Source organism: Sinorhizobium sp. RAC02 (assembly GCF_001713395.1).
Taxonomy (GTDB): domain Bacteria; phylum Pseudomonadota; class Alphaproteobacteria; order Rhizobiales; family Rhizobiaceae; genus Shinella.
In genome coordinates, this window is record NZ_CP016452.1 from 297,208 (window position 1) to 322,356 (window position 25,149).

Annotated in this window: 20 protein-coding genes and 1 riboswitch; of the genes, 14 read left to right on the forward strand and 6 right to left on the reverse strand. The window is 61.7% G+C overall.

Going from position 1 to position 25,149, the window contains the following annotated elements:
* The first annotated feature begins 109 nt into the window (after window positions 1-109).
* Both BSY16_RS22605 and BSY16_RS22610 read left to right on the forward strand, forming a co-directional pair.
* On the forward strand, window positions 110-1,621 hold the full coding sequence (locus tag BSY16_RS22605; RefSeq protein WP_069062107.1) for a UbiD family decarboxylase: 1,512 nt from the start codon (window positions 110-112) through the stop codon (window positions 1,619-1,621).
* Between the two features lie 2 nt (window positions 1,622-1,623).
* Entirely contained in the window at window positions 1,624-2,196 is a 573-nt protein-coding gene (locus BSY16_RS22610) for a UbiX family flavin prenyltransferase (RefSeq protein ID WP_069063649.1), read from the forward strand.
* Between the two features lie 54 nt (window positions 2,197-2,250).
* On the opposite strand, the gene metE is transcribed toward BSY16_RS22610, so the two are convergent.
* The 3 genes from metE to BSY16_RS22625 form a co-directional block, all read right to left on the reverse strand.
* The gene (metE, locus tag BSY16_RS22615) at window positions 2,251-4,566 is read right to left on the reverse strand and encodes a 5-methyltetrahydropteroyltriglutamate--homocysteine S-methyltransferase (protein ID WP_069062108.1); all 2,316 of its coding nucleotides are present in this window, start codon (window positions 4,564-4,566) and stop codon (window positions 2,251-2,253) included.
* 101 nt (window positions 4,567-4,667) lie between these two features.
* A riboswitch (cobalamin riboswitch) is annotated at window positions 4,668-4,871 on the reverse strand.
* Between the two features lie 51 nt (window positions 4,872-4,922).
* The gene (locus tag BSY16_RS22620; RefSeq protein ID WP_069062109.1) at window positions 4,923-6,167 is read right to left on the reverse strand and encodes an aromatic ring-hydroxylating oxygenase subunit alpha; all 1,245 of its coding nucleotides are present in this window, start codon (window positions 6,165-6,167) and stop codon (window positions 4,923-4,925) included.
* A gap of 137 nt (window positions 6,168-6,304) precedes the next feature.
* Window positions 6,305-7,588 carry a cystathionine gamma-synthase family protein gene (locus BSY16_RS22625; RefSeq protein ID WP_069062110.1) on the reverse strand — a complete coding sequence of 428 codons (1,284 nt, stop codon included), beginning with the start codon at window positions 7,586-7,588 and terminating at the stop codon, window positions 6,305-6,307.
* A gap of 121 nt (window positions 7,589-7,709) precedes the next feature.
* Here BSY16_RS22625 and BSY16_RS22630 point away from each other — a divergent pair, with 121 nt between their 5' ends.
* From BSY16_RS22630 to BSY16_RS22645, 4 genes are all read left to right on the forward strand, one after another.
* The gene (locus tag BSY16_RS22630) at window positions 7,710-8,180 is read left to right on the forward strand and encodes an Lrp/AsnC family transcriptional regulator (RefSeq protein WP_069062111.1); all 471 of its coding nucleotides are present in this window, start codon (window positions 7,710-7,712) and stop codon (window positions 8,178-8,180) included.
* Between the two features lie 125 nt (window positions 8,181-8,305).
* The gene (locus tag BSY16_RS22635) at window positions 8,306-9,400 is read left to right on the forward strand and encodes a methionine ABC transporter ATP-binding protein (protein ID WP_502696025.1); all 1,095 of its coding nucleotides are present in this window, start codon (window positions 8,306-8,308) and stop codon (window positions 9,398-9,400) included.
* Window positions 9,390-10,058 (forward strand): methionine ABC transporter permease, encoded by a 669-nt coding sequence (locus tag BSY16_RS22640; RefSeq protein WP_069062112.1) that lies wholly within the window; start codon window positions 9,390-9,392, stop codon window positions 10,056-10,058. The genes BSY16_RS22635 and BSY16_RS22640 overlap by 11 nt, the downstream gene beginning before the upstream one ends.
* 42 nt (window positions 10,059-10,100) lie before the next feature.
* The gene (locus BSY16_RS22645; protein WP_069062113.1) at window positions 10,101-10,877 is read left to right on the forward strand and encodes a MetQ/NlpA family ABC transporter substrate-binding protein; all 777 of its coding nucleotides are present in this window, start codon (window positions 10,101-10,103) and stop codon (window positions 10,875-10,877) included.
* 87 nt (window positions 10,878-10,964) lie between these two features.
* Here the strand turns inward: BSY16_RS22645 and BSY16_RS22650 are convergent, their stop codons facing one another.
* Window positions 10,965-11,861, reverse strand: a complete 897-nt coding sequence (locus tag BSY16_RS22650; RefSeq protein ID WP_069062114.1) for a fructose bisphosphate aldolase — start codon at window positions 11,859-11,861, stop codon at window positions 10,965-10,967.
* A gap of 116 nt (window positions 11,862-11,977) precedes the next feature.
* Window positions 11,978-12,790, reverse strand: coding sequence for a helix-turn-helix transcriptional regulator (locus tag BSY16_RS22655; RefSeq protein WP_069062115.1), 813 nt, complete (start codon window positions 12,788-12,790; stop codon window positions 11,978-11,980).
* A 145-nt stretch (window positions 12,791-12,935) separates the two neighbouring features.
* Here BSY16_RS22655 and BSY16_RS22660 point away from each other — a divergent pair, with 145 nt between their 5' ends.
* The 8 genes from BSY16_RS22660 to repC all read left to right on the forward strand — a co-directional run bounded on the left by BSY16_RS22660 (window position 12,936) and on the right by repC (window position 22,714).
* A complete protein-coding gene (locus BSY16_RS22660; RefSeq protein WP_069062116.1) occupies window positions 12,936-14,468 on the forward strand; it encodes a sugar ABC transporter ATP-binding protein in 1,533 nt (510 codons plus the stop codon).
* The gene (locus tag BSY16_RS22665) at window positions 14,468-15,514 is read left to right on the forward strand and encodes an ABC transporter permease (RefSeq protein WP_069062117.1); all 1,047 of its coding nucleotides are present in this window, start codon (window positions 14,468-14,470) and stop codon (window positions 15,512-15,514) included. Before BSY16_RS22660 ends, BSY16_RS22665 begins: the two co-directional genes overlap by 1 nt.
* A gap of 26 nt (window positions 15,515-15,540) precedes the next feature.
* Entirely contained in the window at window positions 15,541-16,641 is a 1,101-nt protein-coding gene (locus tag BSY16_RS22670; protein ID WP_069062118.1) for a substrate-binding domain-containing protein, read from the forward strand.
* A 59-nt stretch (window positions 16,642-16,700) separates the two neighbouring features.
* Complete coding sequence (locus BSY16_RS22675) at window positions 16,701-17,618, forward strand: polysaccharide deacetylase family protein (RefSeq protein WP_069062119.1); 918 nt, start codon at window positions 16,701-16,703, stop codon at window positions 17,616-17,618.
* A 49-nt stretch (window positions 17,619-17,667) separates the two neighbouring features.
* Window positions 17,668-18,879, forward strand: coding sequence for an L-2-hydroxyglutarate dehydrogenase (gene lhgD / locus BSY16_RS22680; RefSeq protein ID WP_069062120.1), 1,212 nt, complete (start codon window positions 17,668-17,670; stop codon window positions 18,877-18,879).
* A 218-nt stretch (window positions 18,880-19,097) separates the two neighbouring features.
* Window positions 19,098-20,285, forward strand: a complete 1,188-nt coding sequence (gene repA / locus BSY16_RS22685) for a plasmid partitioning protein RepA (RefSeq protein ID WP_069062121.1) — start codon at window positions 19,098-19,100, stop codon at window positions 20,283-20,285.
* 74 nt (window positions 20,286-20,359) lie between these two features.
* Window positions 20,360-21,346 carry a plasmid partitioning protein RepB gene (repB, locus tag BSY16_RS22690; protein ID WP_069062122.1) on the forward strand — a complete coding sequence of 329 codons (987 nt, stop codon included), beginning with the start codon at window positions 20,360-20,362 and terminating at the stop codon, window positions 21,344-21,346.
* A gap of 153 nt (window positions 21,347-21,499) precedes the next feature.
* Window positions 21,500-22,714, forward strand: coding sequence for a plasmid replication protein RepC (gene repC, locus BSY16_RS22695; protein WP_069062123.1), 1,215 nt, complete (start codon window positions 21,500-21,502; stop codon window positions 22,712-22,714).
* Between the two features lie 1,285 nt (window positions 22,715-23,999).
* On the opposite strand, the gene BSY16_RS22700 is transcribed toward repC, so the two are convergent.
* Window positions 24,000-24,917, reverse strand: a complete 918-nt coding sequence (locus BSY16_RS22700) for a recombinase family protein (RefSeq protein WP_069062124.1) — start codon at window positions 24,915-24,917, stop codon at window positions 24,000-24,002.
* Window positions 24,918-25,149: the final 232 nt, after the last annotated feature.

Below are 25,149 nucleotides of genomic sequence, written 5' to 3' on the forward strand. Positions count from 1 at the left end.
GAACAGGACCCCGGGCGAGAAACGAATGACCGGAACCTAGGGAGCCTTGCGCTTGCGGAGTTTGCTCCAGCTCAAAGACCACGACATTTTTCCCCGGCAAAGGAGCGGCATGAAAGCCGATGCCGCCATTCCCCGCCGTTACGACAGCCTGCAGGATTTCGTGGCGCTTCTGGAGCGACGCGCACGGCTGAAGCGCATTGCAGAGCCTGTCTCTCTCGTCCACGAGGTGACGGAAATCCACCGCCGCGTGCTGGCCGATGAAGGGCCAGCGCTTCTCTTCGAGCGCCCGGTCGATGCGGAAGGGCGCGTCCAGCCGATCCCTCTTCTCGCAAACCTGTTTGGAACCCGCGAGCGCATCGAATGGGGTTTCGGGCTCGAAGTCGGTGGCCTGCCGCGTCTTGCGAACTTCCTCGCCGATCTGCGCGATCCGCGGCCGCCACGCTCGCTGTGCGATGCGTGGCACAAACTGCCGCATCTCAAGGCCGCGCTCTCAATGAACCCACGCGAGACACGGCGCCCACCCTGCCAGCAAATCATCTGGCGGGATGATCAAGTCGATCTCGACCGCCTGCCCATCCAGACCTGCTGGCCGGGCGAACCGGCGCCACTCGTCACATGGCCGCTTGTCATCACGCGTGCACCGGAGGATCCGAGCGACGTCAATGTCGGCATTTACCGTATGCAAAAACTCGGCCGGAACCGGCTGATCATGCGCTGGCTGGCGCACCGCGGCGGCGCCCGCCACCACCGCCTCTGGCAGGCGCTTGGACGCGACATGCCAGTTGCGGTGGCCATCGGTGCCGATCCGGCAACGATCCTCTCTGCCGTGATGCCGTTACCGGACGGTTTGAGCGAACTGAGTTTTGCTGGCGTGCTGGGCGGGCGGCGGCAGGAAATTGCACTGGGCGTGAGCGTTCCCGTGCCGGTGCCTGCCAGTGCGGAAATCGTGCTCGAGGGCATGGTTTCGGCCACAGACGAGGCCGAAGAAGGCCCCTACGGTGACCATACCGGCTACTACAATGCCGTCGAACGCTTCCCGGTGATGACGCTTTCGGCGATCACCATGCGCAAAAACCCGCTCTATCTCTCCACCTATACCGGCCGGCCGCCGGACGAGCCGTCGCGGCTCGGCGAGGCCATGAACGAACTCTTCGTGCCGCTGGTGAAACGGCAATTCCAAGAAATCCATGACCTCTGGCTGCCGCCCGAAGCCTGCTCCTACCGCGCCATGGTCGTTTCGATGAACAAGCGGTATCCTGGCCAGGCGCGGAGGGTGATGATGGGCCTCTGGTCCATGCTGCCGCAGTTCAGCTATACCAAGCTGATCATCGCGGTGGACGACGATATCGACGTCAGACGCTGGGAAGACGTGATCTGGGCGCTCTCCACCCGCTTTGACGCCAGCCGCGACCTGATGTGTGTCGAAAACACCCCGATCGACTATCTCGATTTCGCCTCTCCAAAGTCTGGCCTCGGCGGCAAGCTCGGTCTCGACGCCACCACAAAGATCGGCACCGAGACGGACCGCGAATGGGGCCGGGTCCTGGCGATGGCGCCGGACGTTACCGCCCGTATCGACGGTCTCTGGGCCTCCCTCGGCCTTGAAGGCATCGCGCCATGACCATGAACATTGCGCGCGTCATCGTCGGCATCTCCGGCGCGTCCGGCGCCGCACTCGGCATGCGCATCGTCGAATTGCTCGCTACACTCCCGGATACTGAGACGCATCTTGTCGTCTCCGATGCCGCGCGACGCACACTCGACCTGGAATGCGACCCGACCGCGTTGGAACGACTTCAGTCCCTCGTCCATCGCCATCATCCGAACGACGACATCGGGACGTCGATTGCCAGCGGCTCGTTTCCGGTTCATGGCATGATCGTCGCGCCCTGTTCCATGCAGACGCTGTCTGTGATTGCGACAGGCCGCACGGACACGCTTCTGGCGCGCGCAGCAGACGTGCAGTTGAAGGAGCGCCGCCGGCTGGTGCTCATGACCCGCGAGACGCCGCTCCATCTGGGGCATCTGCGCAATATGTGTGCCGTCACCGAAATGGGTGCGATCGTCATGCCACCCGTACCGGCCTTCTATCATCTTCCGCAATCCGTCGCGGAGATCGTAGACCATCTCGCCACCCGCGCGATCGACCTGCTTGCGCTGTCTCGGCCGCCCCTCTCGAAGAGCTGGCACGCCTGACGGCATCGGTCGGGCATGGACGGGAAGCGCCGGAAAACCGGCGCTTCCCCTGTGTTACGCCACCGCGGGCGTGCTTGCAGCCGTCCGAAGCCGTCGAGCGGCCTCGACCATGTTGACGAGGGCAGGCCGCACCTCCTCCCACTTGCGCGTCTTCAGGCCACAATCCGGGTTGATCCAGATCTGGCCTTCGGCGAGGCGCTCGCGGGCAAGGCGAAGCAACGTTTCCATCTCGCCGACATCGGGCACACGCGGCGAGTGGATGTCATAAACACCGGGGCCGATCTCGTTCGGATAGCCGCGGCCGGTGAAGGCATCGAGCAGCTCCATCTTCGAGCGCGAAGTCTCGATCGAGATAACATCCGCATCCATGGCCGCGATCGCCGCCATGATGTCGTTGAACTCCGAATAGCACATATGGGTGTGGATCTGCGTTTCGTCGGCAACGCCGCTGGCGCAGATGCGGAAGCATTCCACAGCCCAGTCGAGATAGGCCTGCCAATCCGAATGGCGCAGCGGCAGGCCTTCGCGAAGGGCAGCCTCGTCGATCTGGATCATCGCGGCACCGGCCTCCTCGAGGTCGTGCACCTCGTCGCGAATGGCCAGCGCGATCTGCCGGCACACGGTTTCGCGCGGCAGGTCGTCGCGCACGAAGGACCAGTTGAGGATGGTGACCGGCCCGGTCAGCATGCCCTTCAGCGGCTTTTCGGTGCGGGACTGCGCATATTTCCACCAGCCGACGGTCATCGGGTTCGGGCGCGACACATCGCCGAAGATGATCGGCGGACGCACGTAACGCGACCCGTAGCTCTGCACCCAGGCGTGCCGGGTGAAGGCAAAACCGGAAAGCTGCTCGCCGAAATACTGCACCATGTCGTTGCGCTCGAATTCGCCGTGCACCAGCACGTCGAGGCCAACCTCCTCCTGCCAGCGGATGGCTGCGGCCGTCTCCTGCTCGAGGAAGGCCTTGTAGTCGACATAGCTCAGTTCGCCCTTGTCATGGCGTGCGCGCGCCTTGCGCACCTCGGCCGTCTGCGGGAAGGAGCCGATGGTGGTGGTGGGGAAAAGCGGCAGGCCGAAACGCCGGCGCTGGATCGCCTGGCGCCCGCCAAACGGCAGGTTGCGCGTCTGCGCCGTACCCTCCAGCGCCTTCAATCGGCCCTGGACGAGCGGGTCGTGCACGCGCACCGAGGTCAGGCGGGTAGCGACGGCACCGCCTTGCTCGACGGCACCGGCTTCGGCATGACGGCCGAGCAACGCGATTTCCTCGAGCTTCTGCGTGGCGAAGGCGAGCCAGGAACGAAGTTCGTCGTCGAGTGCCGTTTCAAGCGCGGTATCGATCGGCACATGCAGCAGCGAGCAGGACGGCGCGATCTCGATGTTGCCCACCCCGCGGCGTGCAATGACCGGCACGAGTCGCTGCGCCAGCGACGCCAGATCCGCCCGCCAGACATTTCGGCCATCGATGACACCGAGCGAGAGATGCAGCGTCCCCGGTGCCGTTTCGGCGATCGTTTCCAGCTCCTGCGGTGCGCGCACCAGATCGACATGCAGGCCGGCGACGGGAAGGCTGACCGCTGTGCCAAGGTTTTCGCCAAGACGCCCGAAGTAACCGGCAAGCAGGATGCGGAGACCGGGCGCGGCCTTCGACACGGCTGTGTAGGTTCGCTTCAGGCCATCGCGCTCCTTGTCGGAAAGGTCGAGCACTAGGCACGGCTCGTCGATTTGCACCCAGTCCACCCCCGCCTCGGCGAGTTCCGCAAGAATACGGCCATAGACCGGCAGAAGACGGTCGAGCAGGTCGAGGGCATTCGACCCATCCCGCGTCTTGCCGAGCTTCAGGAAAGTGACCGGGCCAAGAAGGACGGGACGGGTGTGGATACCGAGCGCCTTCGCCTCCAGGAAACTTTGCAGCGGCCGGTTCTGCGTCAGCGTGAAGGCTAGATCGGCGGAAAATTCCGGCACCATGTAGTGGTAGTTCGTGTCGAACCATTTCGTCATTTCGAGCGCCGGCACACCCTGCCCGTGATGGGCGTGGCCGCAGGCGGCATGCTCGCCGCCGGTCGCACCGCGCGCCATGGCGAAATAGATGTCGAGGTCGACCGGCCCACCGGTCCAACCATAGGCCGGCGGAATGGCACCCACCATGACGGCGGTATCGAGGACGTGGTCATAGAAGGAGAAATCGTTGGACGGGATCGCATCGATCCCCTTCTCCTGCTGGAGCTTCCAGTTTTCCGCCCTCAGCGTCTTTCCGACGTCGAGCAGCGACGCGCGGTCCGCCTTGCCGGACCAATAGGCTTCGAGCGCGAATTTCAGCTCGCGATGTCTTCCAATCCTGGGAAAACCGAGATTTGCAGTTCTGATGGTCATTTTCCTACCCCGTAGGTTATGGGCAGGGAGGAATGACGCATCGACGACGGCGGCGCACAGGTGGCCGGTCGCAAAAGCGGCACACCGGGACACCCCGCCCGTGGACGTTATCTATCGGGGCAGGTCTCCTGGCTTGCGGGTCAGCGCTTGCGTCCGTCTTCCCGAGGCGTCTTCCTCAGTGACATGGTGGACGAAACTCGCCGCTTACAGTTGCGGGGGCAGCCCCGGCATGGACGCGAAGGTCGCACCGGATTCCCTCTTAGCTTCGGGTCGGAACCCGAAGAACCTCGATGTTCGAATCATCGCCTGTCCGGAGCCATTCGTCAATGATATAAAGATATCTTTATATCTTTTTCTTATGCGCCCACGCCGTCCGGGCGGCTGATCTCGTCGAGATACCAGTCGATATAGCGAAGTTCGTTCTGTTCCATCGGCGCGATCGGCCCGGGCACGAAATAGTGCGACTGCACACCGCGCGCCGTGTGCTCGATGATCGTCTTGTCTTCCGCCGTCGTGACCTTCCACAGCCAGGTGAGCTTTTCGAGATCGTAGTCCCTGCCCTCCTCCGCCTTGCCGTCGACGAGCCAGATCAGTTCCATCTCGCACGTCTCCGCCGTCTTCGGGATGAAGCGGTAGATCATGCCGTGGTCGGGATAACAGACAAGGAAGGTCGTGCCGCCGAGATGGATGGAGGTGACGCCGCCATCGAAATCGGAAAAGCGGCCCATCAGCGGCGCAACGGCCTTGCCATCCTCGCTACCGCTCTGCACGCCGTCGTAGAGCGCATAGCGGAAGGCATGGATTGCCTCGCGGCCTTCGCGCGACGTCTGCCAGTGGTTGCCCGAGCCGACCTCGATGCCGAGTGCGCAGGTGCGCGCCTCCATCGCTTCGTTCAACGCCTCGATCATGTGCAGCGGCTGTTCAAGCGCATGGGTCTGCGAATACTCCGGATGTGCCGGGCCGCAATGGTAGCACTCGACATAGTTTTCGACGGCGAGTTTCCAGTTGGCATCGACCGGATAGGTTTCGCGATAGGCGACCTTTGCGCTCGACCAGCCATATTGCCCGCAGGTGGCGCGCAGCAGGTTTTCCACCTCGGAGAAATCGAGCGGTTCATCGGCAAAGCAGATGAAGATCAGGCCTTCGACGACGCGGACGTGGAGTTTTTTCAGCCCATGGTCCTCGCGCTTGAAATCCTTCGGCATCAGGCGTGCGGCGCGCAGGCTCCCGTCATTGCCGTAGGTCCAGGCATGATAGGGACAGACGAAGACGCGCGCATTGCCCTTCTGCTTGGTGCAGACTTCCGCCCCGCGATGGCGACAGACATTGAGAATGGCGTTGACCGATCCATCCGCCGCCCGGGTGACGATCACTTGTTCGGTGTCGATGCGGAAAACCTCGAAGTCGTTGGCGTTCGGGATCACGCTTTCATGGGCGATGCAATGCCAGTGGCGCCGGAAGACCCGCTCCATGTCGCGCCGGTAGATTTCCGGGTCATGGTAGAACGCGCGGGCTAGGCCATGGCCGGGCCGATGTGCGGCGACGAGACAGTCGATACGGTCGGCAGTCCTGTCGATTACGGCTTCGGCGGTATTGGCCATGTTGGGCGCCCCTAAATATCAGTGGCCAACAGAGTATTTAGGGGCGATGCCTTTCCGCAAGATCACGAAAGGCGCACGATTAATCGATGGTGTCGATTACGATTCCCTGCGCCTTCCGAACTGAAGGGACGGCGCGCCTAGGCGCCGTCGAGCGCCAGGGCCAAATCAGCAACCAGATCATCGGGATGCTCGATGCCGATCGACAGACGCACCGTCGATTCGAGCACGCCAATGCGCTGGCGAACCTCCACGGGAATTCCTGAATGCGTCATCGTGGCGGGGTGGGACGCGAGCGATTCCGTGCCCCCGAGGCTGACGGCGAGCTTGAAGATCTTCAGCGCATTCAGGAACCTGAACGAGGCTGGCTGCCCGCCCTTGATGTCGAAGGAGAAGGTGGAGCCCGCGCCGCTGCACTGGGCGGCAAAGGTGCGGCCGACGGCCGAAGCCGGATCGTTGAAGGGAAGATAGTGGATCTGATCGACCTTGGGGTGGTCCCGCAGAAACTCCGCGACCGTCTTGGCGTTGCTGTTTGCGCGCTCCATTCGGATCTGCAGCGTCTCCAGCGAGCGCCCGAGCATCCAGCAGGAGTGGGGATCGAGCTGCGTGCCGATCGCCCCGCGCAGCGCCTTCACCTGCTTCATGACCGACTTGGGGCCAAGAGCCGCTCCGGCGATGAGGTCGGAATGCCCGCCGACATATTTCGTCAGCGAATAGAGCGAGATATCCGCTCCGAGTTCGATCGGCCGCTGGAAGACCGGCCCGAGCAGCGTGTTGTCGCAGGCGACGATCGGCACATGGCCCTGCTTTTCACCAATCCTGTCGGCGACGCGGCGGACCATGGCAACATCGACGAGGCTGTTGGTGGGGTTTGCCGGCGTTTCGATGAGAATGACCGAGACACGGCCCTTCTGCATGGCCGCTTCGGCCGCAGCCGTCACCGACCCCTCGTTGACACCATCGGCAAAACCCACGGCGGAAACGCCGAGATTGAGAAAGGTCTTCGCCAGCAGGGTTTCGCTGCCACCGTAAAGCGGCTGCGAATGCAGCACGGCATCGCCCGGCCGCACGAAAGCCAGCAGCGTCGTGGCGATCGCCGACATGCCCGACGAAAACAGCGCGCAGCTTTCCGTCCGCTCGTAGACGGCCAGGCGGTCCTCGACGATCTCGCTGTTGGGATGGTTGAAGCGCGAATAGACGAGGCCGGCGCCCCTGCCCTCCGGCGGCTCCTTGCGGCCCGAAACATAGTCGAAGAAGTCGCGGCCATCCTCGGCCGACTTGAAGACGAAGGTCGAGGTCAAAAAGACCGGCGGCTTGACGGCGCCCTCGGAGAGTTCCGGGTCATAACCATAGTTCAGCATCTGCGTTTCGGGATGCAGGGCATGGTTGCCGATATGGGTTCTCGACGGATGCGGCGCGGTCATGGAACGTCTCCTGGAGTGTTAGAGGCTCAACCGCAAATTATACCAGATTCAGTGGTGCGTTCTTGCTATTTGGCGCGATCTCATGATGCTGGGCGCAAGTTCTTGCGGAGTTTTCTCAAAAGTGGCGCAAAAAATTGCGGATGGCGTTGACCGAAGGATTTTGAAAGAACTTTCCGCCAATGCACGCCTCACCAACAACGAACTGGCGGAGCGCGTCGGCCTTTCCGCATCGGCGTGCCTGCGCCGGTTGCGGCGGCTTGAGGAAACCGGCATCATCCGGGGCTATTCCGTCCTTGTCGATCCGGCTCTCGAAGGCTGGACGATGACAGCCATCGCCTCTATCCGTCTCAGCCGCCAGCATGATGACGAAATCCGCATGTTCGAGGATGCGGTGCGCAGCTGGGACGAAGTGATCGAATGCCAGCTGGTGACAGGCTCGCGCGACTATGTGCTGACCGTCATGAGCGCGGGGCTCGAATCCTATGAGCGTTTCATAAAAGACAAGATTGCCAAGCTGAATTGCGTCGACACGATTGAAACAAGTTTTGTGATGAACACGATCAAATCCCGCAAACACGGTATCGGACTATGATATGTCCGAGCGCAGGCCGATAGGCTGTGACAGTGGGTCGCTTTAAAATCGCGCACTGCATCTTCGCAGAGCCGCGCCGCAGTGCTATCTCGCCGCCATGACCGGACGTAGAGTGTGAGTAGACAATGACACTTCCAACCGCCGTGGACGCCGCCACCCTGCGGGAGCAGGCGCAGTCCACGCCCATGGTCACGTTCGAGAGCGTGACCAAACGCTACGGCGACGACGCCAATGCCTTCGTTGCGCTTGACGGCGTTGACATGACGGTTGGCCGCGGGGCGATCACCGGCATCATCGGCCGGTCCGGTGCCGGAAAGTCCACGCTCATCCGGCTTGTCAACGGCCTTGAAAAGGCGAGCGGCGGGCGCGTGGTGGTCGATGGTACGGAAGTCGGGCAGCTCAGCGAGACGGGCTTGCGCGGCCTGCGACGCGAAGTGGGCATGATCTTCCAGCATTTCAATCTGTTGTCCTCGCGCACCGCCTTCGACAATATCGCGCTGCCGCTCGAGATCGCCGGGTTCGATGCCGCTGCGATCAAGGCGAAGGTCGCCCCGCTTCTCGATCTCGTCGGCCTTGGCGACAAGGCGGCGAGTTATCCGTCCGAACTTTCCGGCGGGCAGAAACAGCGTGTCGGCATCGCCCGGGCGCTCGCCACATCGCCGAAGCTGCTGTTGTCCGACGAGGCGACGTCCGCACTCGACCCGGAGACCACGCAGTCGATCCTGGCGCTTCTGAAGCAGATCAACGCCGAGCTCGGCCTGACGGTGCTGCTCATCACGCACGAGATGGAGGTGGTCAAGACGATCGCCTCGCATGTCGCCGTCATCGACAAGGGCCGCATCGTCGAACAGGGACCGACGTTTGAGATTTTCACGGCGCCCAAACACGAAACGACGCGGATCCTGCTGTCGTCCACGGTGGGCACCAATCTTCCGGAATGGCTGCGCACCGGCCTGAAGGCCGCGCCCGCACCGGGTGATCGCATTCTCGTTCGGCTCACCTTCTTCGGGGCGACGGCCTTCCAGCCGCTGACGGCGCAGCTCGTCACCGAAATCGGCGGCAACGTCAACATTCTCGCCGGTGCGATCGAGGAGATCGCCGGCGAGCCTTTCGGCACATTGGTCGTTGCCTATCCGGCGACTCCCGAGGTGCTTACGCGCGCCGATCGCTTCTATGCCGCAACCGGCCTTTCCACGGAGGTGCTCGGCTATGTCGCCTGAGATGCTGTTCGACCTTCTCTGGAAATCCCTGCTGCAGACGCTGCATATGGTGGCCGTCTCCGGGCTGGTCGGCTCGTTGATCGGTCTGCCGATCGGCATCTTCCTGGCCACCAGCGGCAGGAACGAACTTTTTCCGGCGCCAGCGCTCAACCAGGCGATCGGGCTCGTCGTCAACGCGGCCCGTTCCACGCCCTTCATCATCCTGGTCGTGGCGATCATCCCGTTCACGCGCCTGCTGACGGGCACCTCGATCGGTACCACAGCGGCCATCGTGCCCCTGACGATCGCCACCGTTCCGTTCTTTGCGCGCCTCGTCGAGGCCGCCATTCGCGAGGTCGACAAGGGGCTGATCGAGGCGGCGCGCGCCATGGGCGCAACGCCGATGCAGATCGTCTTCAAGGTGCTGCTGGCCGAAGCCCGGCCGTCGATCCTGCTTGCCTTCACCATGACCATCGTCAGCCTCATCGGCTATTCGGCAATGGTCGGTGCGGTCGGCGGCGGCGGTCTCGGCGATCTCGGCATTCGCTACGGCTACCAGCGCTTCATGCCGGAAGTGATGCTGGCCGTGGTGATCGTGCTGATCGTCCTGGTTCAGCTCGTCCAGAGCGCGGGCGACGCGCTCGCCCGGCGCTTCGACAAGCGCAACCGCAAGACCTGACTTTCCATCCTCCCAAGCCGTGTCATCATCAAGGAGATACACATGTTCAAGTTCCTCGCCACCGTGGCCGTTGCGGCCCTCATCAGCATCCCGGCGCTCGCCGAAGACATCAAGGTCGGCGTAACGCCCGGCGAGCACGCGCAGATCATGGAAAAGGTCAAGGAAGTCGCGGCCAAGAAGGGCCTCAACATCGAAATCCTGGAATTCTCCGACTACGTCGTGCCGAATCAGGCGCTCGCCGATGGCGACCTCAACGCCAACTCCTTCCAGCACCAGCCCTATCTCGACAACCAGATCGCCGATCGCGGCTTTGATCTCGTCAGCGTCGGCAAGACCATCACCACGCCGATGGGCGTCTATTCCAAGAAGGTGAAAACCCTCGGCGAGCTGGCCGACGGCGCGACCGTCGCCATTCCGAACGACCCGACCAATGGCGGCCGCGCGCTTCTCGTCCTCGCCAAGGAAGGCCTGATCAAGGTCAACCCGGATGTCGGCCTGAAGGCCGGCCCCGCTGACATCACCGAGAACCCGAAGAACATCCAGTTCGCCGAACTGGATGCCGCACAGCTTCCCCGCTCGCTCAACGACGTCGATGCGGCCGTCATCAACACGAACTACGCGCTGGAAGCCGGCCTGCATCCGAAGACCGACGCCATCGCGATCGAAGGCCAGGAATCGCCTTATGCCAACGTGATCGTTGTGCGCAGCGCCGACAAGGATGCCCCATGGGCCAAGACGCTTGTCGAAGCCTACCATGACGACAGCATCAAGGCCTTTATCAACGAAGAGTTCAAGGGCGCCCTGATCCCGTCCTGGTAATCGGTCCTTAACGCCGATTCAGGCGTTCGAAACGATATACGCCCGACGCTGTTCCAGAGAACAGCGTCGGGCTTCAAATCGAAGCCATCAGGCCTTCACAACGCTCGCCGTGTAGATTTGGTCGATCGTATTGGCGAGGCTGGCGTCGAAGTCGCCACCACTCATCGTCACGCGCAGATCCTCCGTCAGGGCGCGCGAGAAACTGGCGATCATGCCGTGGTTGTGGCTGAGTTTTTCGCAGGCGTCAGCGCGGCTGTAGCCGCCCGACAGGGCCACGACGCGGATGACCGCCTTATGCGCGATGAGCGGCTTGTAGAAATCCGCAACCGTCGGGATGGTGAGCTTGAGCATCACCTTCTGGCCCGCCGGAAGGGCGTCGAGTTCGCGCACAATTTCGTCGCGCAAAATGGCTTCCGCTTCCGCCTTGGTCGGGCTCTTGATCGAGACTTCCGGCTCGATGATCGGAATAAGACCGTGGCCGAGGATCTGCCGGCCCACCTCGAACTGCTGTTTCACCACCGCGGCGATGCCGGTCTTGTCAGCATGGCCGATCACCGAGCGCATCTTGGTGCCGAAAATGCCCTTTTTCGCCGCGCGCGCCAGCAGGACATCGAGATCGGGCATAGGCTTCATCACCTGTACGCCATTCTCCTCGGTGGCCAGGCCCTTGTCGATCTTGAGGAAGGGTACGACGCCCCGGTCTTCCCATAGATAATTGGGAACCGGCTTGCCCTTCGCCTCGCCGTCCATGGTTTTCTCGAACAGGATGGCGCCGATCACCTTGTCGCCGGAAAAGGCAGATGCCGTCATGATGCGCACGCGCATCTCGTGCATCAGACGAAACATCGCCTCGTCGCCACTATAATCGGAATCGGCGATGCCGTAGAGCCGCAGGGCTCCCGGGGTGGAGCCTCCGCTCTGATCGAGGGCGGCGATGAAACCCTCCCCGCCGGTCATCTGCGACATCATCTTTGCGTCGGTCATGCTTCCCTCCCGTTGCGGGCCGGCGGCAATGCACGCGGCCTCGCTTGTTCCACGCAAATGTTCTGCCACCGATCATGCCTGTCGGCAACGGGCGGCTTTAGGCCCTTGCCCTGCCGTCAGGCGGGCCTGGTGCGCTGGTGGCGGCTGTAAGCCTTCGCATAGACGGAAGGCGTCTTGCCGACATAGCCGAAAAAGGCGCTTGAAAAGGCGGAACTGGAGGAGAAGCCGACTTCGAAGGCGGTCTCGGTGATCGAGCGTCCCTCCTTGCGCAGGAGTTCCATTGCGCGGTTCATGCGCATCTCGCGGATGAACTCCCGCCAGCTCTGGCCGAGCTCTGCCTGCAGATGGCGCCGCAGGGTGCGTTCCGACATGCCGGCATAGTCGGCGACCTCCGGCAGGGTGACCCCCGGCCCGCGCCGGCTGGCGAAGTCGATCACCTTCTGGATCGAGGAGTTTTCGGCATAGGGCGTCCACAGGATGCGGTCGTGCCGGAACCATTCCGGCAGCATCTCGCCCAACGTCACGAAGAAGCAGCGCGCCTTCCTGTCCCGCTCCGCCGCCTCGGCGCTCCAGCGCGAGGCGTAGTCGGTCATGCTTCCGGCGAAATCGCTCACCGCGCCGACCCAGCAGCCATTGTGTTGCCAGGCCACTTCTCCTGCGCAGAATTTCGCGACGATCCCAGCCGACGGAATCCGCGCCCGCAGGCGGAACGGGCGGGCGGGTGGAATATAGACCATGTGATCGGCCGGAATGACCCATTCGCCGGCATGGCCGAACAGCTCCAGCTCGCCGGCCGTGCAGCGCACGAGTTGGCCGCCGCCCTCGCCTTCGCTGGCAAAATCGAAGCGACCCGTGCCGAAGAGGCGCGCATGGCTGACCATCTCGGCGGTCACGTCGAAATACCGTTCTGCACCGGTCTTGTCCGCCATCCTGCGCCTCCACATCCGATTGGCCGATTTCAGGAGAAAAATGGCCGATTATCGAATGCAGGACAAGTCCGATTTTGGCACTTTATCATCACAACGTCGAAAAGCGGACAAACGCCGCAACGATGTCCTGGGAAGGATCACCACGATGACACTGATCGACGCATGGGCGGCGGAGGATGCTGTGTTGTCGCTTGAAGGGCTGAGCAAGCGCTTTGGCGGCACGCAGGCGGTCAGCAATGTCGGGTTTGCCGTGCGGACCGGCGAGATCCTGGCTTTGCTCGGCGAGAACGGTGCTGGCAAGTCGACGCTGATCAAGATGCTTGCCGGCGTCTACGGTGCCGATGCGGGCGAGTTCCTCTTCCGCGGCACGCGCTTCGATCCGCGCGACGGCCATCCCGGCATCGCCTTCATACACCAGGATCTCGGCCTCATCGAATGGATGACCGTGGCGGAGAACATGTGTCTGATGCACGGCCGTTATCCGCGCCGGCTGGGCTTCATCGACTGGCGCGCTGCTCGGTGCCGCGCCGCCGACGCCTTGGCTCTGGTATCCGACGCGATCGATCCGGACGCCCGCGTGCAGGATCTGACGCGCACGGAAAAATCCCTCGTTGCGATTGCCCGGGCGCTGGCACGGGACGCGCAATTGCTGGTGCTCGACGAGCCGACGGCGAGCCTCCCCCAATCCGATGTGGAGATGCTGCATGGGGTGCTGATGCGGCTGCGTGGCAGCGGCGTGGCCATCATCTATGTCTCGCACCGGCTGGACGAGGTGTTTGCGATCGCAGACCGCGTCGTCGTGCTGCGTGATGGCTTTCGCGTCGCCAACGAACCGATCGGTCGGCTCGACGGCACCCGCCTGATCGAATTGATCATCGGCGGCAGAATGAAGGACGTGTTCGTCCGCCCGCCGGTGCCGGCCGACGCGCCGGTGGCCCTGACATTGGAAAACCTTGTCGCCGCCGATGTCGGTCCGGTCTCCCTTACGCTCAGGCGCGGCGAAGTGCTTGGTCTTGTCGGCCTGCGCGGTGCCGGCCAGGATGCCGTCGGCCAGGCGCTGTTCGGCCGTTGTCCTATCTATTCGGGCCGCGCCGTCCTTGGCGACGGCCATGTGCTCGCAAGCCGGCACCCGCAGGATGCCATCCGTGCCGGCATCGCCATGGTGGCGGGCGACCGCAATGCAGAATCCGTTGCCCGCGGTCTTTCGGTGCAGGAAAACCTCTTTCTCAATCCGGCGCTCACCGGGCGGCGGCTCTCCGATTTTGCCTATCCGGATACGGAAGCGAAGGCGACCGCCGCGATCGGCCAGACCTTTGACATCCGGCCCAACGATCCCGCAGCCGCAATCGAGACGCTGTCGGGCGGCAACCAGCAGAAGGTCGTCATGGCACGCTGGATGCAGATCGGCGCGGACGTGCTGATCCTCGAAGACCCGACCGCCGGCGTCGATGTCGGCTCAAAGGCCGATATCTATGCGCTGCTGGCCCAGGCGCTCGCCAAGGGCCTCGCCGTGCTGCTGATCTCGACGGATTTCGAGGAAGTAGCCGGCATCAGCCACCGGGCGCTGGTCTTCCGCGATGGGCGGGTCACCGCCGAACTTTCGGGCAGCGACCTCTCGGTCGAGAGCCTGCTCAACACCGCATCCCTGGAACCGCTGTCAAGGCAGGAGGAGGCCTGATGGAATCCCTACGTTCAAACGCGCTCGAACCGACACGCTCGGAGCTTGCCGGCCTTGCCGGTACCGCCCGTCTCCTGCGGCTTCTGCCGGTCTACGGACTGCCGCTCCTGACGCTCGCCCTCATCCTGTTCTTTTCGCTGATCCTGCCGGATACCTTTCCGACCCTGCTGAACTTGCGGGCCGTGCTCGGCGAAAAGGCGGTGATTGCCCTGCTCTCGCTCGCCGCGATGATCCCCATGATGACCGGCCGCATCGATCTCACCGTCGGCTACGGCATCGTCATCTGGCATGTGCTCGCCATCAGCCTGCAGACAGTCTATGGCCTGCACTGGTCGGTTGCCGTGCTGATCGTGCTTGCCGGCGGCTGCCTGCTCGGCCTCATCAACGGGCTGCTCGTCGAAGTGGCGCAGATCGACAGCTTCATCGCCACGCTCGGCACCGGCACGCTCATCTATGCCGCAGCCCTTTGGCATACCGAAGGGCGCCAGGTCATTGGCCTGCTGCCGCCTGCCTTCACCGCGCTCTACACGACCCAGCTTTTCGGCCTGCCGATCGCTGCCTTCTACGTACTGGCCATCGCGGTGGCGCTGTGGCTCGTTTCCGACTACCTGCCGATCGGTCGCTATCTCTATGCCATCGGCGCCAATTCCCGCGCGGCGGAGCTGAACGGCATTCGCACCCGCCGTTTCGTCATCGGCGCCTTCGTCGCCTCCGGCCTCATCGGTGCCTTAGCCGGCGTCGTGCTTGCCGCAAAGCTGCGCATCGGCCAGGCGAGCGTCGGCCTCGAGTTCTTGCTGCCGGCCCTTGTCGGCGCATTTTTGGGCTCGACCACCATCAAGCCGGGCCGCGTCAATGTCTGGGGCACGATCATCGGCGTCATCATTCTGGCCGTCGGCATATCGGGCATCCAGCAAATGGGCGGCGCTTTCTATGTCGAGCCGCTGTTCAACGGCGCGACGCTGCTCGTGGCGATCGGCATCGCCGGCTACGCCCAGCGCCGGCGCGGTTCCGTGCGCCACGCCCGCCGCCCCACCGTAAAATCCTGAAACTGTCTTCAAGGAGGAGAGAAGACATGAAGAGACTGCTTCAAACGACAGCACTGACGCTGCTGGTGGCCCTTAGCGCCACGACAGCCCGCGCCGATGCCGTGGCCGACGCCAAGGCCTATATCGCCGAAATTACCAAGCCCAACCCCGCCTGGACGGGTCCGACGACGGGACCGGTCGCGCAGAAGGGCAAGTCGATCGTCTATGTGGCGGCCGATATGCGCAACGGTGGCGTGCTCGGCGTCTCCAAGGGCATCGAGGAAGCCGCGGCCGCCATCGGCTGGACCGTTCGGGTGATCGACGGACAGGGTACGGTTTCCGGCCGCTCCGCCGCCCTGCAACAGGCCATCGCGCTATCGCCTGACGGTATCGTGCTCGGCTCCGTCGATGCCAACGAGCAGGCGGAGGCGATCAAGCAGGCGGCCGGTGCCGGTATCAAGCTTGTCGGCTGGCACGCCACGGCAACCACCGGCCCCTCCGACAAACATGCGATCGTCACCAACATCACCACCGACCCGCTGGAGATTTCCAGGGCGGCGGCCTCCTTCGTCGTTGCCGACAGCGACGGCAAGGCCAATGTCGTGATCTTCACCGACAGCGTCTACGACATCGCCATCGCCAAGTCCGACGCCATGGCCGCCGTGATCCGCGCCTGCACGACGTGCAAGCTGTTGACGATCGAGGACACGCCGCTCGCCGAGGCCTCGACGCGCATGCCGCCGCTCACCAATGCTCTGCTTCAGCGTTTTGGCGACGAATGGACCTATTCGTTGACGATCAACGACCTGCCAATCGACTTCATGGCCTCGGCACTCCAGTCCGCCGGCAAGGCGACGGATGGTTTTCCGCGCAATGTCTCGGCTGGCGACGGCTCGGAGGCCGCCTTCCAGCGCATCCAGCAGAACTACTACCAGACCGGCACCGTGGCCGAACCGCTGTCACTGCACGGCTGGCAGGCCGTCGATGAGTTGAACCGCGCCTTCGCCGGGGAAAAGGATTCCGGCTACGTCGTGCCGGTGCACCTCTTCCTGCCGCAAAACGTCAAGGAAGACGGCGGCGAACGCTTCGCCTTCGACCCGAACAACGGCTACCGCGACGCCTACAAAAAGATCTGGGGCGTCAACTGAAGCTTTCCGGCGGGCGTTTCGGCTAGCCGCGTCCGCCTCCTTCCCTAATGGAGACCAAGATGAGCAACCCCTTTTGGCCGGACGACATCCGGCTGGTGATTTCCATTTCCATGCAGTTCGAGGCCGGCGGCGAGGCGCCCTATGGGCCCGGTGGCCCTTTCTCGGGTTTCATCGACATGGACCCTTCCTACCCCGACTTCCCGACGAAGAGCTGGTACCGCTACGGCTATGTCGAGGGCATCCAGCGCATGCTGGACCTCTGGGACAAACACGGCATCAAGGTGACGTCCCATATGGTCGGTTCCGCCGTGGACCGCAGTCCGGCCGTCGCCCGCGAGATCGTCGAACGCGGCCATGAAGCCGCCGCGCACGGGCGCGACTGGATCCTTCAGGTCGATCTGCAGGAACCGGACGAGCGAAAATTCATCCGTGACAATGTGGTTTCGATCAAGCGCGCCACCGGCGTCGCTCCCGTCGGCTACAATGGCGCGGCCATGCGCGGCACCGTCAACACGCTGAAAATCCTGCAGGATGAAGGTTTTCGCTACCACATCGACGATGTCAGCCGCGATGAACCTTTCCTCATCCCGGTGCGCGGCAGGGATTTTGCCGTCGTGCCCTACTCCCTCACCCTCAACGACATCGTGCAGTTCGAGGGCTACAAATTCACCAACACGGAATATGAGCGACAACTAAAAGATGAATTCGACGTGCTCTACGAGGAGGCCGCGACCCGCCGGCGCATGATGTCGATCTCCACCCACGACCGGGTGCAGGGCCGGCCCTTCCGTGTCCGCTCGCTCGACCGTTTCCTCGACTATGCCCTGAAGCACAAGGGCGTCGTATGCCTGCGCAAGGACGCCATCGCGGACTTCACCTTGACCGAACCCTCGATTCTGCGCGATTCCAATCCGCACGACGAGTGGGCAGAATGGGAGCGCCGTCACGGCGAGCAGAAGATCCGGCCGATCGCCTGAAAGATGGACATCCGGGCGGCGGCACCGCCGCCCGACACAGGAGACATATGTGACCGACATCACCATCATCGGCGGCGGCATCGTTGGCATTGCCACAGCCTATGAACTGCTGCGCCACTTTCCCGGACTTTCGCTGGAAGTGCTCGAAAAGGAAGCAGACCTTGCGCTGCACCAGACCGGCCGCAACAGCGGCGTCATCCATGCCGGCATCTATTATGCGCCGGGCAGCCTGAAGGCGGAATTCTGCCGCCGGGGGCTTGCCGCCACGTTGCGCTTTTCCGCCGAGCACGGCATCGCCCACGAGCAGCCGGGAAAATTGCTCGTCGCCACGTCCTCGATCGAGATGGAGCGCCTTACCGCCCTCGAAACGCGGGCGACGGCAAACGGCCTCGATGTCCGGCGCGTGAGCACAGCGGAACTGCGGGAGATCGAGCCCAATATCGAGGGGCTTGGTGCGCTGCTCAGCCCTACGACGGGTATTGCGGATTATGGTGGCATCGTGCGCCGCATGGCCGCGCTCGTTAGCGATCTCGGCGGCCAGGTGACCCGCGGGGCCGAGGTAAAACACATCGAGGAGCGGGTAAACGACGTGCGCCTCACCCTTGCCGACGGCAGTACCCGCACAACGCGCCATCTCGTCGTCTGCGCTGGCGTCATGGCGGACCGGCTCGCCACCCTGTGCGGACTTGGCGGCGACTTTGCCATCGTGCCCTTCAAGGGCGAGTATTTCCGCCTGGCGCCGCGCCACGACCAGGTCGTTCGTCATCTCATCTATCCGGTGCCGGATCCGGCCCTGCCCTTCCTCGGCATCCATCTCACGCGCATGATCGGCGGCTACGTCACCGTCGGGCCGAACGCTGTGCTGTCGCTTTCGCGTGAAGGCTACGGCAAACTCGCCGTCGATTTCGGCGATCTCGGCGCCATGGTGCGCTTTCCCGGGTTTTGGCGCACATTGCGGGCGAACCTCTCCTCCGGCCTCACGGAGGCCGCGAATTCAGCCTTCCGTCGCCACTACCTGAAAGCCTGCCAGCGTTACTGCCCCTCGCTCGAAATCGAGGATCTCTTGCCCCATCCACCAGGCATCCGAGCCCAGGCGGTGCTGCGCGACGGCACATTGGTGCATGATTTCCTGATCCGCAGCTCCGCGCGCACCATCCACATCTGCAACGCACCATCACCTGCGGCGACATCGGCAATGCCGATTGCCGAGCACATTCGTAGCCTTGCCACGGAGACCTTCGGGCTCGGAAAGGCAGGGTGACGATTACGGGACTGATCTTCCCACAAGATGGGGGCTGCGCGTTTTCGAGGCCGCGCCGGCCATCAACGCCCATACACAAAGCGCTGACTGTCATAATGGTCTGAGGATGTTAGGGTCCTGGCAACCCTATTTCCCTTGCCAGAATCGGGGAATCGGGTAACTGTCACGATATTTCGTATGAAACCGCGATAATATCGTGATTAGAGGCAGATCCCTAAATGAACGTGAAAATGGCCACTTCCGAAAAAGTGACGAGTTTCGCGGATACGATTCTCGAACAAGGCAGCAATATCTCCTCGAAGCTCGACCTGTTGAGGCAGGAGAAATTTCCGCCGAACGCGCAGAAGACCCTTCGCCAGTTCTCCCTTTCAGAGGTCGCCGAATTCGTAGGCGTATCACAAAGCTACCTCAAGAAGCTGCATCTGCAGGGCAAGGGCGTCGAGCCCAGCACCACGTCGACCGGCCGCAGGTACTATACCGCAAACCAGATGAACGAGTTGCGGACGTTGCTCGACCGCTCGCCCCATCGCAAGGGCACCGAAAAGCTTCAGGTTCTCGCCGTGGTCAACTTCAAAGGCGGCTCCGGGAAGACGACCACCGCTGCCCATCTCGCCCAATATCTCGCTCTGCGCGGCTACCGGGTATTGGCGGTCGATCTCGACCCGCAGGCATCGTTGACGGCGCTTTACGGCATACAGCCGGAACTCGACCAGAACGCCTCCTTCTACGAAGCCCTTCGATACGACGATCAGCGCAAGTCGGTTGTCGACATCATACAGCCCACCAACTTCCCCAATCTGGACGTGGTGCCGGCGAATCTCGAGCTGCAGGAATATGAATACGACACGCCGATCGCCATGCAGCGCAAGGATTCCAACGCTGGCAAGCTGTTTTACACACGCATCGGCGACGCCCTGAGCGAGATCGATGATCGGTACGACGTCGTCGTCGTGGATTGCCCTCCCCAGCTTGGTTATCTCACACTGACGGCCCTGACGGCTGCGACCTCCGTCCTCATCACGGTGCACCCGCAGATGCTGGACATCATGTCGATGTCACAGTTCCTTCTGATGCTCGGTGACATCCTGAAGAGCGTCGAAGATGTCGGGGTGAATGTTTCGCTCGACTGGTTCCGCTACTTGATCACCCGCTTCGAGCCCACCGACATCCCGCAGCAGCAGATGGTCGGGTTTATGCAATCAATGTTTGCCCAGCAGATGATGAAGCATCACATGGTGAAATCGACCGCGGTTTCGGACGCAGGCCTCACGAAGCAGAGCCTCTACGAAGTCGAGAGAGCCCAGTTTACAGCAGCCACTTACGATCGCGCCCGCGAGTCGATGGACGCGGTCAACGCAGAGGTCAGCGAACTGTTGAACAAGGCGTGGGGGCGGCGCAATGCGTAGTCGCTTGCCAGCCGTACACACCCTGAATTTTCACAACGATACCCGTGCGTTGAACACGCTCAAGGAACTCTGAGATGGCTCGTAAGGACGTCTTTGCAAACATCACGGCCCCACAAGAATCGAGCACGGAGCGGCGCGCCACCCCAGGCTATGCAACGCGCGGCGCCTCGCGCTCGATGATCAGTTCCTTGCACGAGCTTGCCGAAAAAGCCGCCCTCGCCGACCAGAGCCAGTCTGCGGACGCAATCGTCGAACTCGACACCGCTTTGGTCGAAAACTCGTTCGTCTCCGATCGCCTCGGCGACGATGACGCTGCCTTTGCCGAACTTCTTGAAGCTATCAAGGAGCGCGGCCAGGATACGCCTATTCTGGTGCGCCCTCATCCAACAAGCGATGGCCAGTACCAAATCGTCTTTGGTCATCGTCGCGCCCGCGCAGCAAAAGCGCTCGGAAGGCCTGTCCGCGCCATCGTTCGAGAAGTATCGGATGGCGATCACGTCATCGCCCAGGGTCAGGAAAACTCCGCCCGGGAGAACCTTTCCTTTATCGAACGCGCAATTTTCGCGCACAAACTTCTGTCCCTCGGACACGACAAGCCGACCATACAGGCAGCTCTATCCGTGGACGCGCCGATGCTGACGCGCATGCTGTCCGTAAGCACCCGGGTTCCAAAGGCGATTGTAGAGGCGATCGGAGCAGCAAAAGGCATTGGTCGCGACCGCTGGATCGACCTCGCCCAGCAGATCGAAAAACCGTCGGCTGCTGCATTGGCCGAAGAGCTTGTTGCAAGCAAGACTTTCGCACCGCTGCAATCCGACGCTCGGTTCGAATTCGTGGCCAATGGAATTAAGAAGGCCGGCCGTCTGCCAAAGCGTCAAAAAGCCGGTGGCGAGTGGCAAGCCGCAGACGCCAGCGTGCGCGCGGAGTTCCAGGGCGCCGGAAAAAGTTATTCGATTGCGCTCAAGTCCCACGATGCCGGCCGCTTTGGCCGCTTCATCGCGGACAACCTTGAGCGCCTGCACACAGAGTTTCTGACGTCAACAAAAGCTGAAGAAAGGTAGATCGCAAAAGAAAAAGGCCCCCAAACGGTTACCCGTGGAAGCCTCTCTCCGAACTAGACACTCAGAGAATCGCATTTCCACGAATCCTAGTCAAGAGTCTTTGACGCCAATTTTGGTGAGCGGATTTCTTTTGCCTTTTGAAAGGTGAAAGACATGCAAAGTGGAAGTGTAACGACGCCCTTTGGGCGGCGGTCGATGACACTTGCCCTGGTGAAAAGCCAGTTCAATACGGCCGATATCACGCACGGTAAGTCCATCGACAAGTGGAAGGTCTATCGCGACACCTGTGAGGCGCGGTCGCTGCTCGGTCTCAAAGATCGCGCCCTTGCCGTGCTCCATGCGCTGCTGTCGTTTTATCCCGAAACCGATCTGCGGGATAAAGCCAATCTCATCGTGTTTCCATCCAACGCCCAACTCACGGCGCGTGCAAACGGCATTGCGGGAACGACCCTGCGCGAAAACCTCGCACTCCTCACGCAGGCCGGTCTTATCCACCGCAACGACAGCCCGAATGGCAAACGCTACGCACGGAAAGCAAGAGACGGGTCGATCGAGACCGCTTACGGGTTCAGCTTGGCTCCACTCCTTGCCCGATCTGGCGAATTGGCACAGCTGGCACAGCAGGTAGCCGAAGAGAACAGGCGCCTGAAGCTCATCAAGGAACGCATCACAATCACCCGCAGGGACATCCGAAAGCTGATATCGGCAGCGATCGAGGAAGCTGCGCCGGGCAATTGGGAGATGGTCGAGAGCTACTATGTCACCGCGGTAGGCGGCCTGCGATCGGCAAAAACCCTAGAAACACTCGCAGAATGCCTTGATGACCTGCTCCTCATCCGCAGCGAAGTCATCAACATGCTGGAAAATCAAATTATTCCGGCAAAATCCGTCACCAATGACAACGATATCCGTCAGCACAAACAGAATTCAAATACTGAATCTATCATTGAATCTGAACCGGGCTCTCGAAAAGAGCGGGATGGCTCGGTAGACGCAAATATCAAACGACGTCCGATTCAGGCTCCATCCTTCCCACTGGCAATGGTCTTGCGTGCCTGCCCCGAAATCGTCCTGTACGCACAAGGCGGCACAGTTGCCGGGTGGCGTGATCTGATGACAGCGGTCGTCATTGCCCGCTCGGCCCTCGGGATAGGGTCCTCCGTCTACCAGCAGGCCTGTGAGACCGTGGGGGACGAGAATGCCGCGGTTCTGGTGGCGTGCATTCTGGAGCGCGCCGAGCATATCAACTCAGCCGGCGCCTATCTGCGTGATTTGATCGAAAAAGCGCGACGCGGGGAGTTTTCAGTCGGGCCGATGTTGATGGCTCTTTTGCGATCGCAGAGTGATGGCGCTCGACAAGTGGGGTAAGAGATATTTGCAACCTACTATGCTCTGCCAGCTGGGCAGTTGTCTTGCAGACTGACGCAGACGCGAAACCTACCCGTCTACAGATATAGGTCCCGCTTCTATCACGCCGGGTCCCTTATCGATGATGGCCTGCGGCAAGGAACCGCCGTAAAAAACCTTCTCAAGGAGAGAAGGTGATTTGTCAGCCGTACAAATAGGCTTTTTTATCAATAATATCAGCTAGTTCAGTTGATATTCCGCTGCAAACACATGCGAAAACCCGAGCAGAGTTGCGGGTTGTTGTGAACCCACCTTGCTGATCGGTGGTGTTGGGAGCATGCTTGCCACAAGATTGGAGGAGTGATTGGCACCCCTTACCTACCAACTGCGGCTGAAGCCGTGAACACCGTTAAAAGCCAATAACGGTTTAAAGCCTGGGTTGGATCAATCCTCTCCCTCCGTGGAGAGCAGCAGACCGGACCATTCTCAAATAGCGCGCCCGCAGTCGGTGAGGCCCCCACCCAATGCCCGGAAGTGTGGAGCCTCTGCGCTGAGGTTCTGAACCTACGTCAACGTGAGCACCTCGCAGAATTCGGTTGCCCCCGGGGCGAAGTCGCTGAAGTTCGAAACACGGCATGCTCTCGCGCCGGTCGCCCAATTCCGCCTCCCTTCATTGGGACGCACAGCCGTAACATGCGATGTCTGCGGTCCCGCTTCATTCAGTAAGCTATAAGGCGGTTTTCTCTTGGAGCATTGCCATTTTCTATGCCCGACGATCCGAACGCAGTTCCTTCCTTGCTCGGTTCTTCGACGGTACTCACCCACGAAGGACCGGCGACAATCTCATGAACATCGGTTTCTAAATCATCGGAGACGTGGGTTTAGAATTCCTTTGAAGGGGGTTTTAGGGCTGGGCGCGCGAAAGCGCTGCCTGCACGCCGACCAGAGGGCTTGACCGAGCGAGTTGGTTAAGCAGAGTTTCCGGTTGGGGCGGTGGCAAAGTCGTTGATGAGACGAGGTATGCTGATTGAGATCGTCATTGTAGACGACGCTTGGCGATGGCTTCCTGAAGAAGCTAACTTGCCGTGGCCGCCGGGCTTAGGTTTTGTCTGCCGTTGTTCAATGCCAGGTGTGTGGGCGTTCGGATTGTTGCACTGCACAGCAGATCAATGCCGAGTTTAGCTAGTCCATTGCCAATGGTTTTCTGGTTGATCGTGGCACTCGACCTACTGCGTCAGGCTCTCTTGATTACGGTTTCGGGTTGCATGTGCGACATGCCCTGATTGGCGCTGCATGCACCAAACTCTCAAGAACGCATGAAGCCCAGGCGACGCGCATCATCCAGCAATACCCTGACAGATGATGGCTGCCACTTCCGGCCGCCCCGTGGCGGTCGCTCGTGCATTTGATCCAGTTGGGCCGCAATGCGGCGCAGCGACAGATCCGGGTCTGCAATGGCGATCCTGGCAACGACCTGCATCAGGCGATGCTCCGGTGGCCGTCGCGGCGATCGGAGGAGCAGTTCCGGTTCTACAAGGTTTTCCCGCACCATTCGGTGGATCGCTCGACGTAAGCGCTCGACGGTCCAGTCGTGTCCCCGCCGGTTGAGGATCAGAACGACATCGTCCCAGCTATGCTGCGGCCGCAATTGACGCACTGTCGGCAGCCACGTCTCTACTGACGCCATCAGGCCATCGAGATAGACCCGCTCACGCGCCAGGGAAACGGCACGGATCGCTTCCGGGCGTCTTTCCCGAAGTCCGGGATTGCCCGCAAGCTTGCCGCGCGCCTTGGCCGCCTTCATGCCGGACTTGGTTCGCTCGACAATCACGGCGCGCTCGAGTTGGACGACTGCGCTGAGCACCTGCAAGGAAACCATGCCTTGTGGCGTCGAGGTATCGATCGGATCGTGCAAGGAGCGGAAATGAACGCCGCGCTTTTCCAAATTTTCGATGACTTCAAGCAAATGGCTGACCGATCGTGCCAGCCGGTCGAGACGTACGACGACGAGAGTGTCGCCGAGGGTAAGGTCTTTGAGAAGCTTAGTCAGCACCGGTCTTGCGCTGGATGCGCCGGTTTCGTGCTCCTGCAGGATACGGTGGCAGCCAGCCGCCCGCAATTCGTCGACTTGCGTATCGTTGAACGGATCGTCCGCTGAAACACGCGCGTACCCGACCAACCGTTGTGTCGGGGGAGATGGATCGAGGTTTGCAGGTTTTGCCAAGGCTTTCGTGTTTCCTAAATGGTTTGTACAAATATAAACATATCAGAAAATACTCCTTTGTAATCGTGTTTTACGGACAAAACAGGAGGCCGCACAGCGCGAAATCGATACCTTCGTAGGCTCGTGATCGTTATCTCTTCAAGATAACGCGTAGGGCCAGCAGTGGGCGAAATTCGATCGAACGGCCGTTTGGACGTAGATCGAATTTTGTCGTGTTGATTCAGGTTGAAGG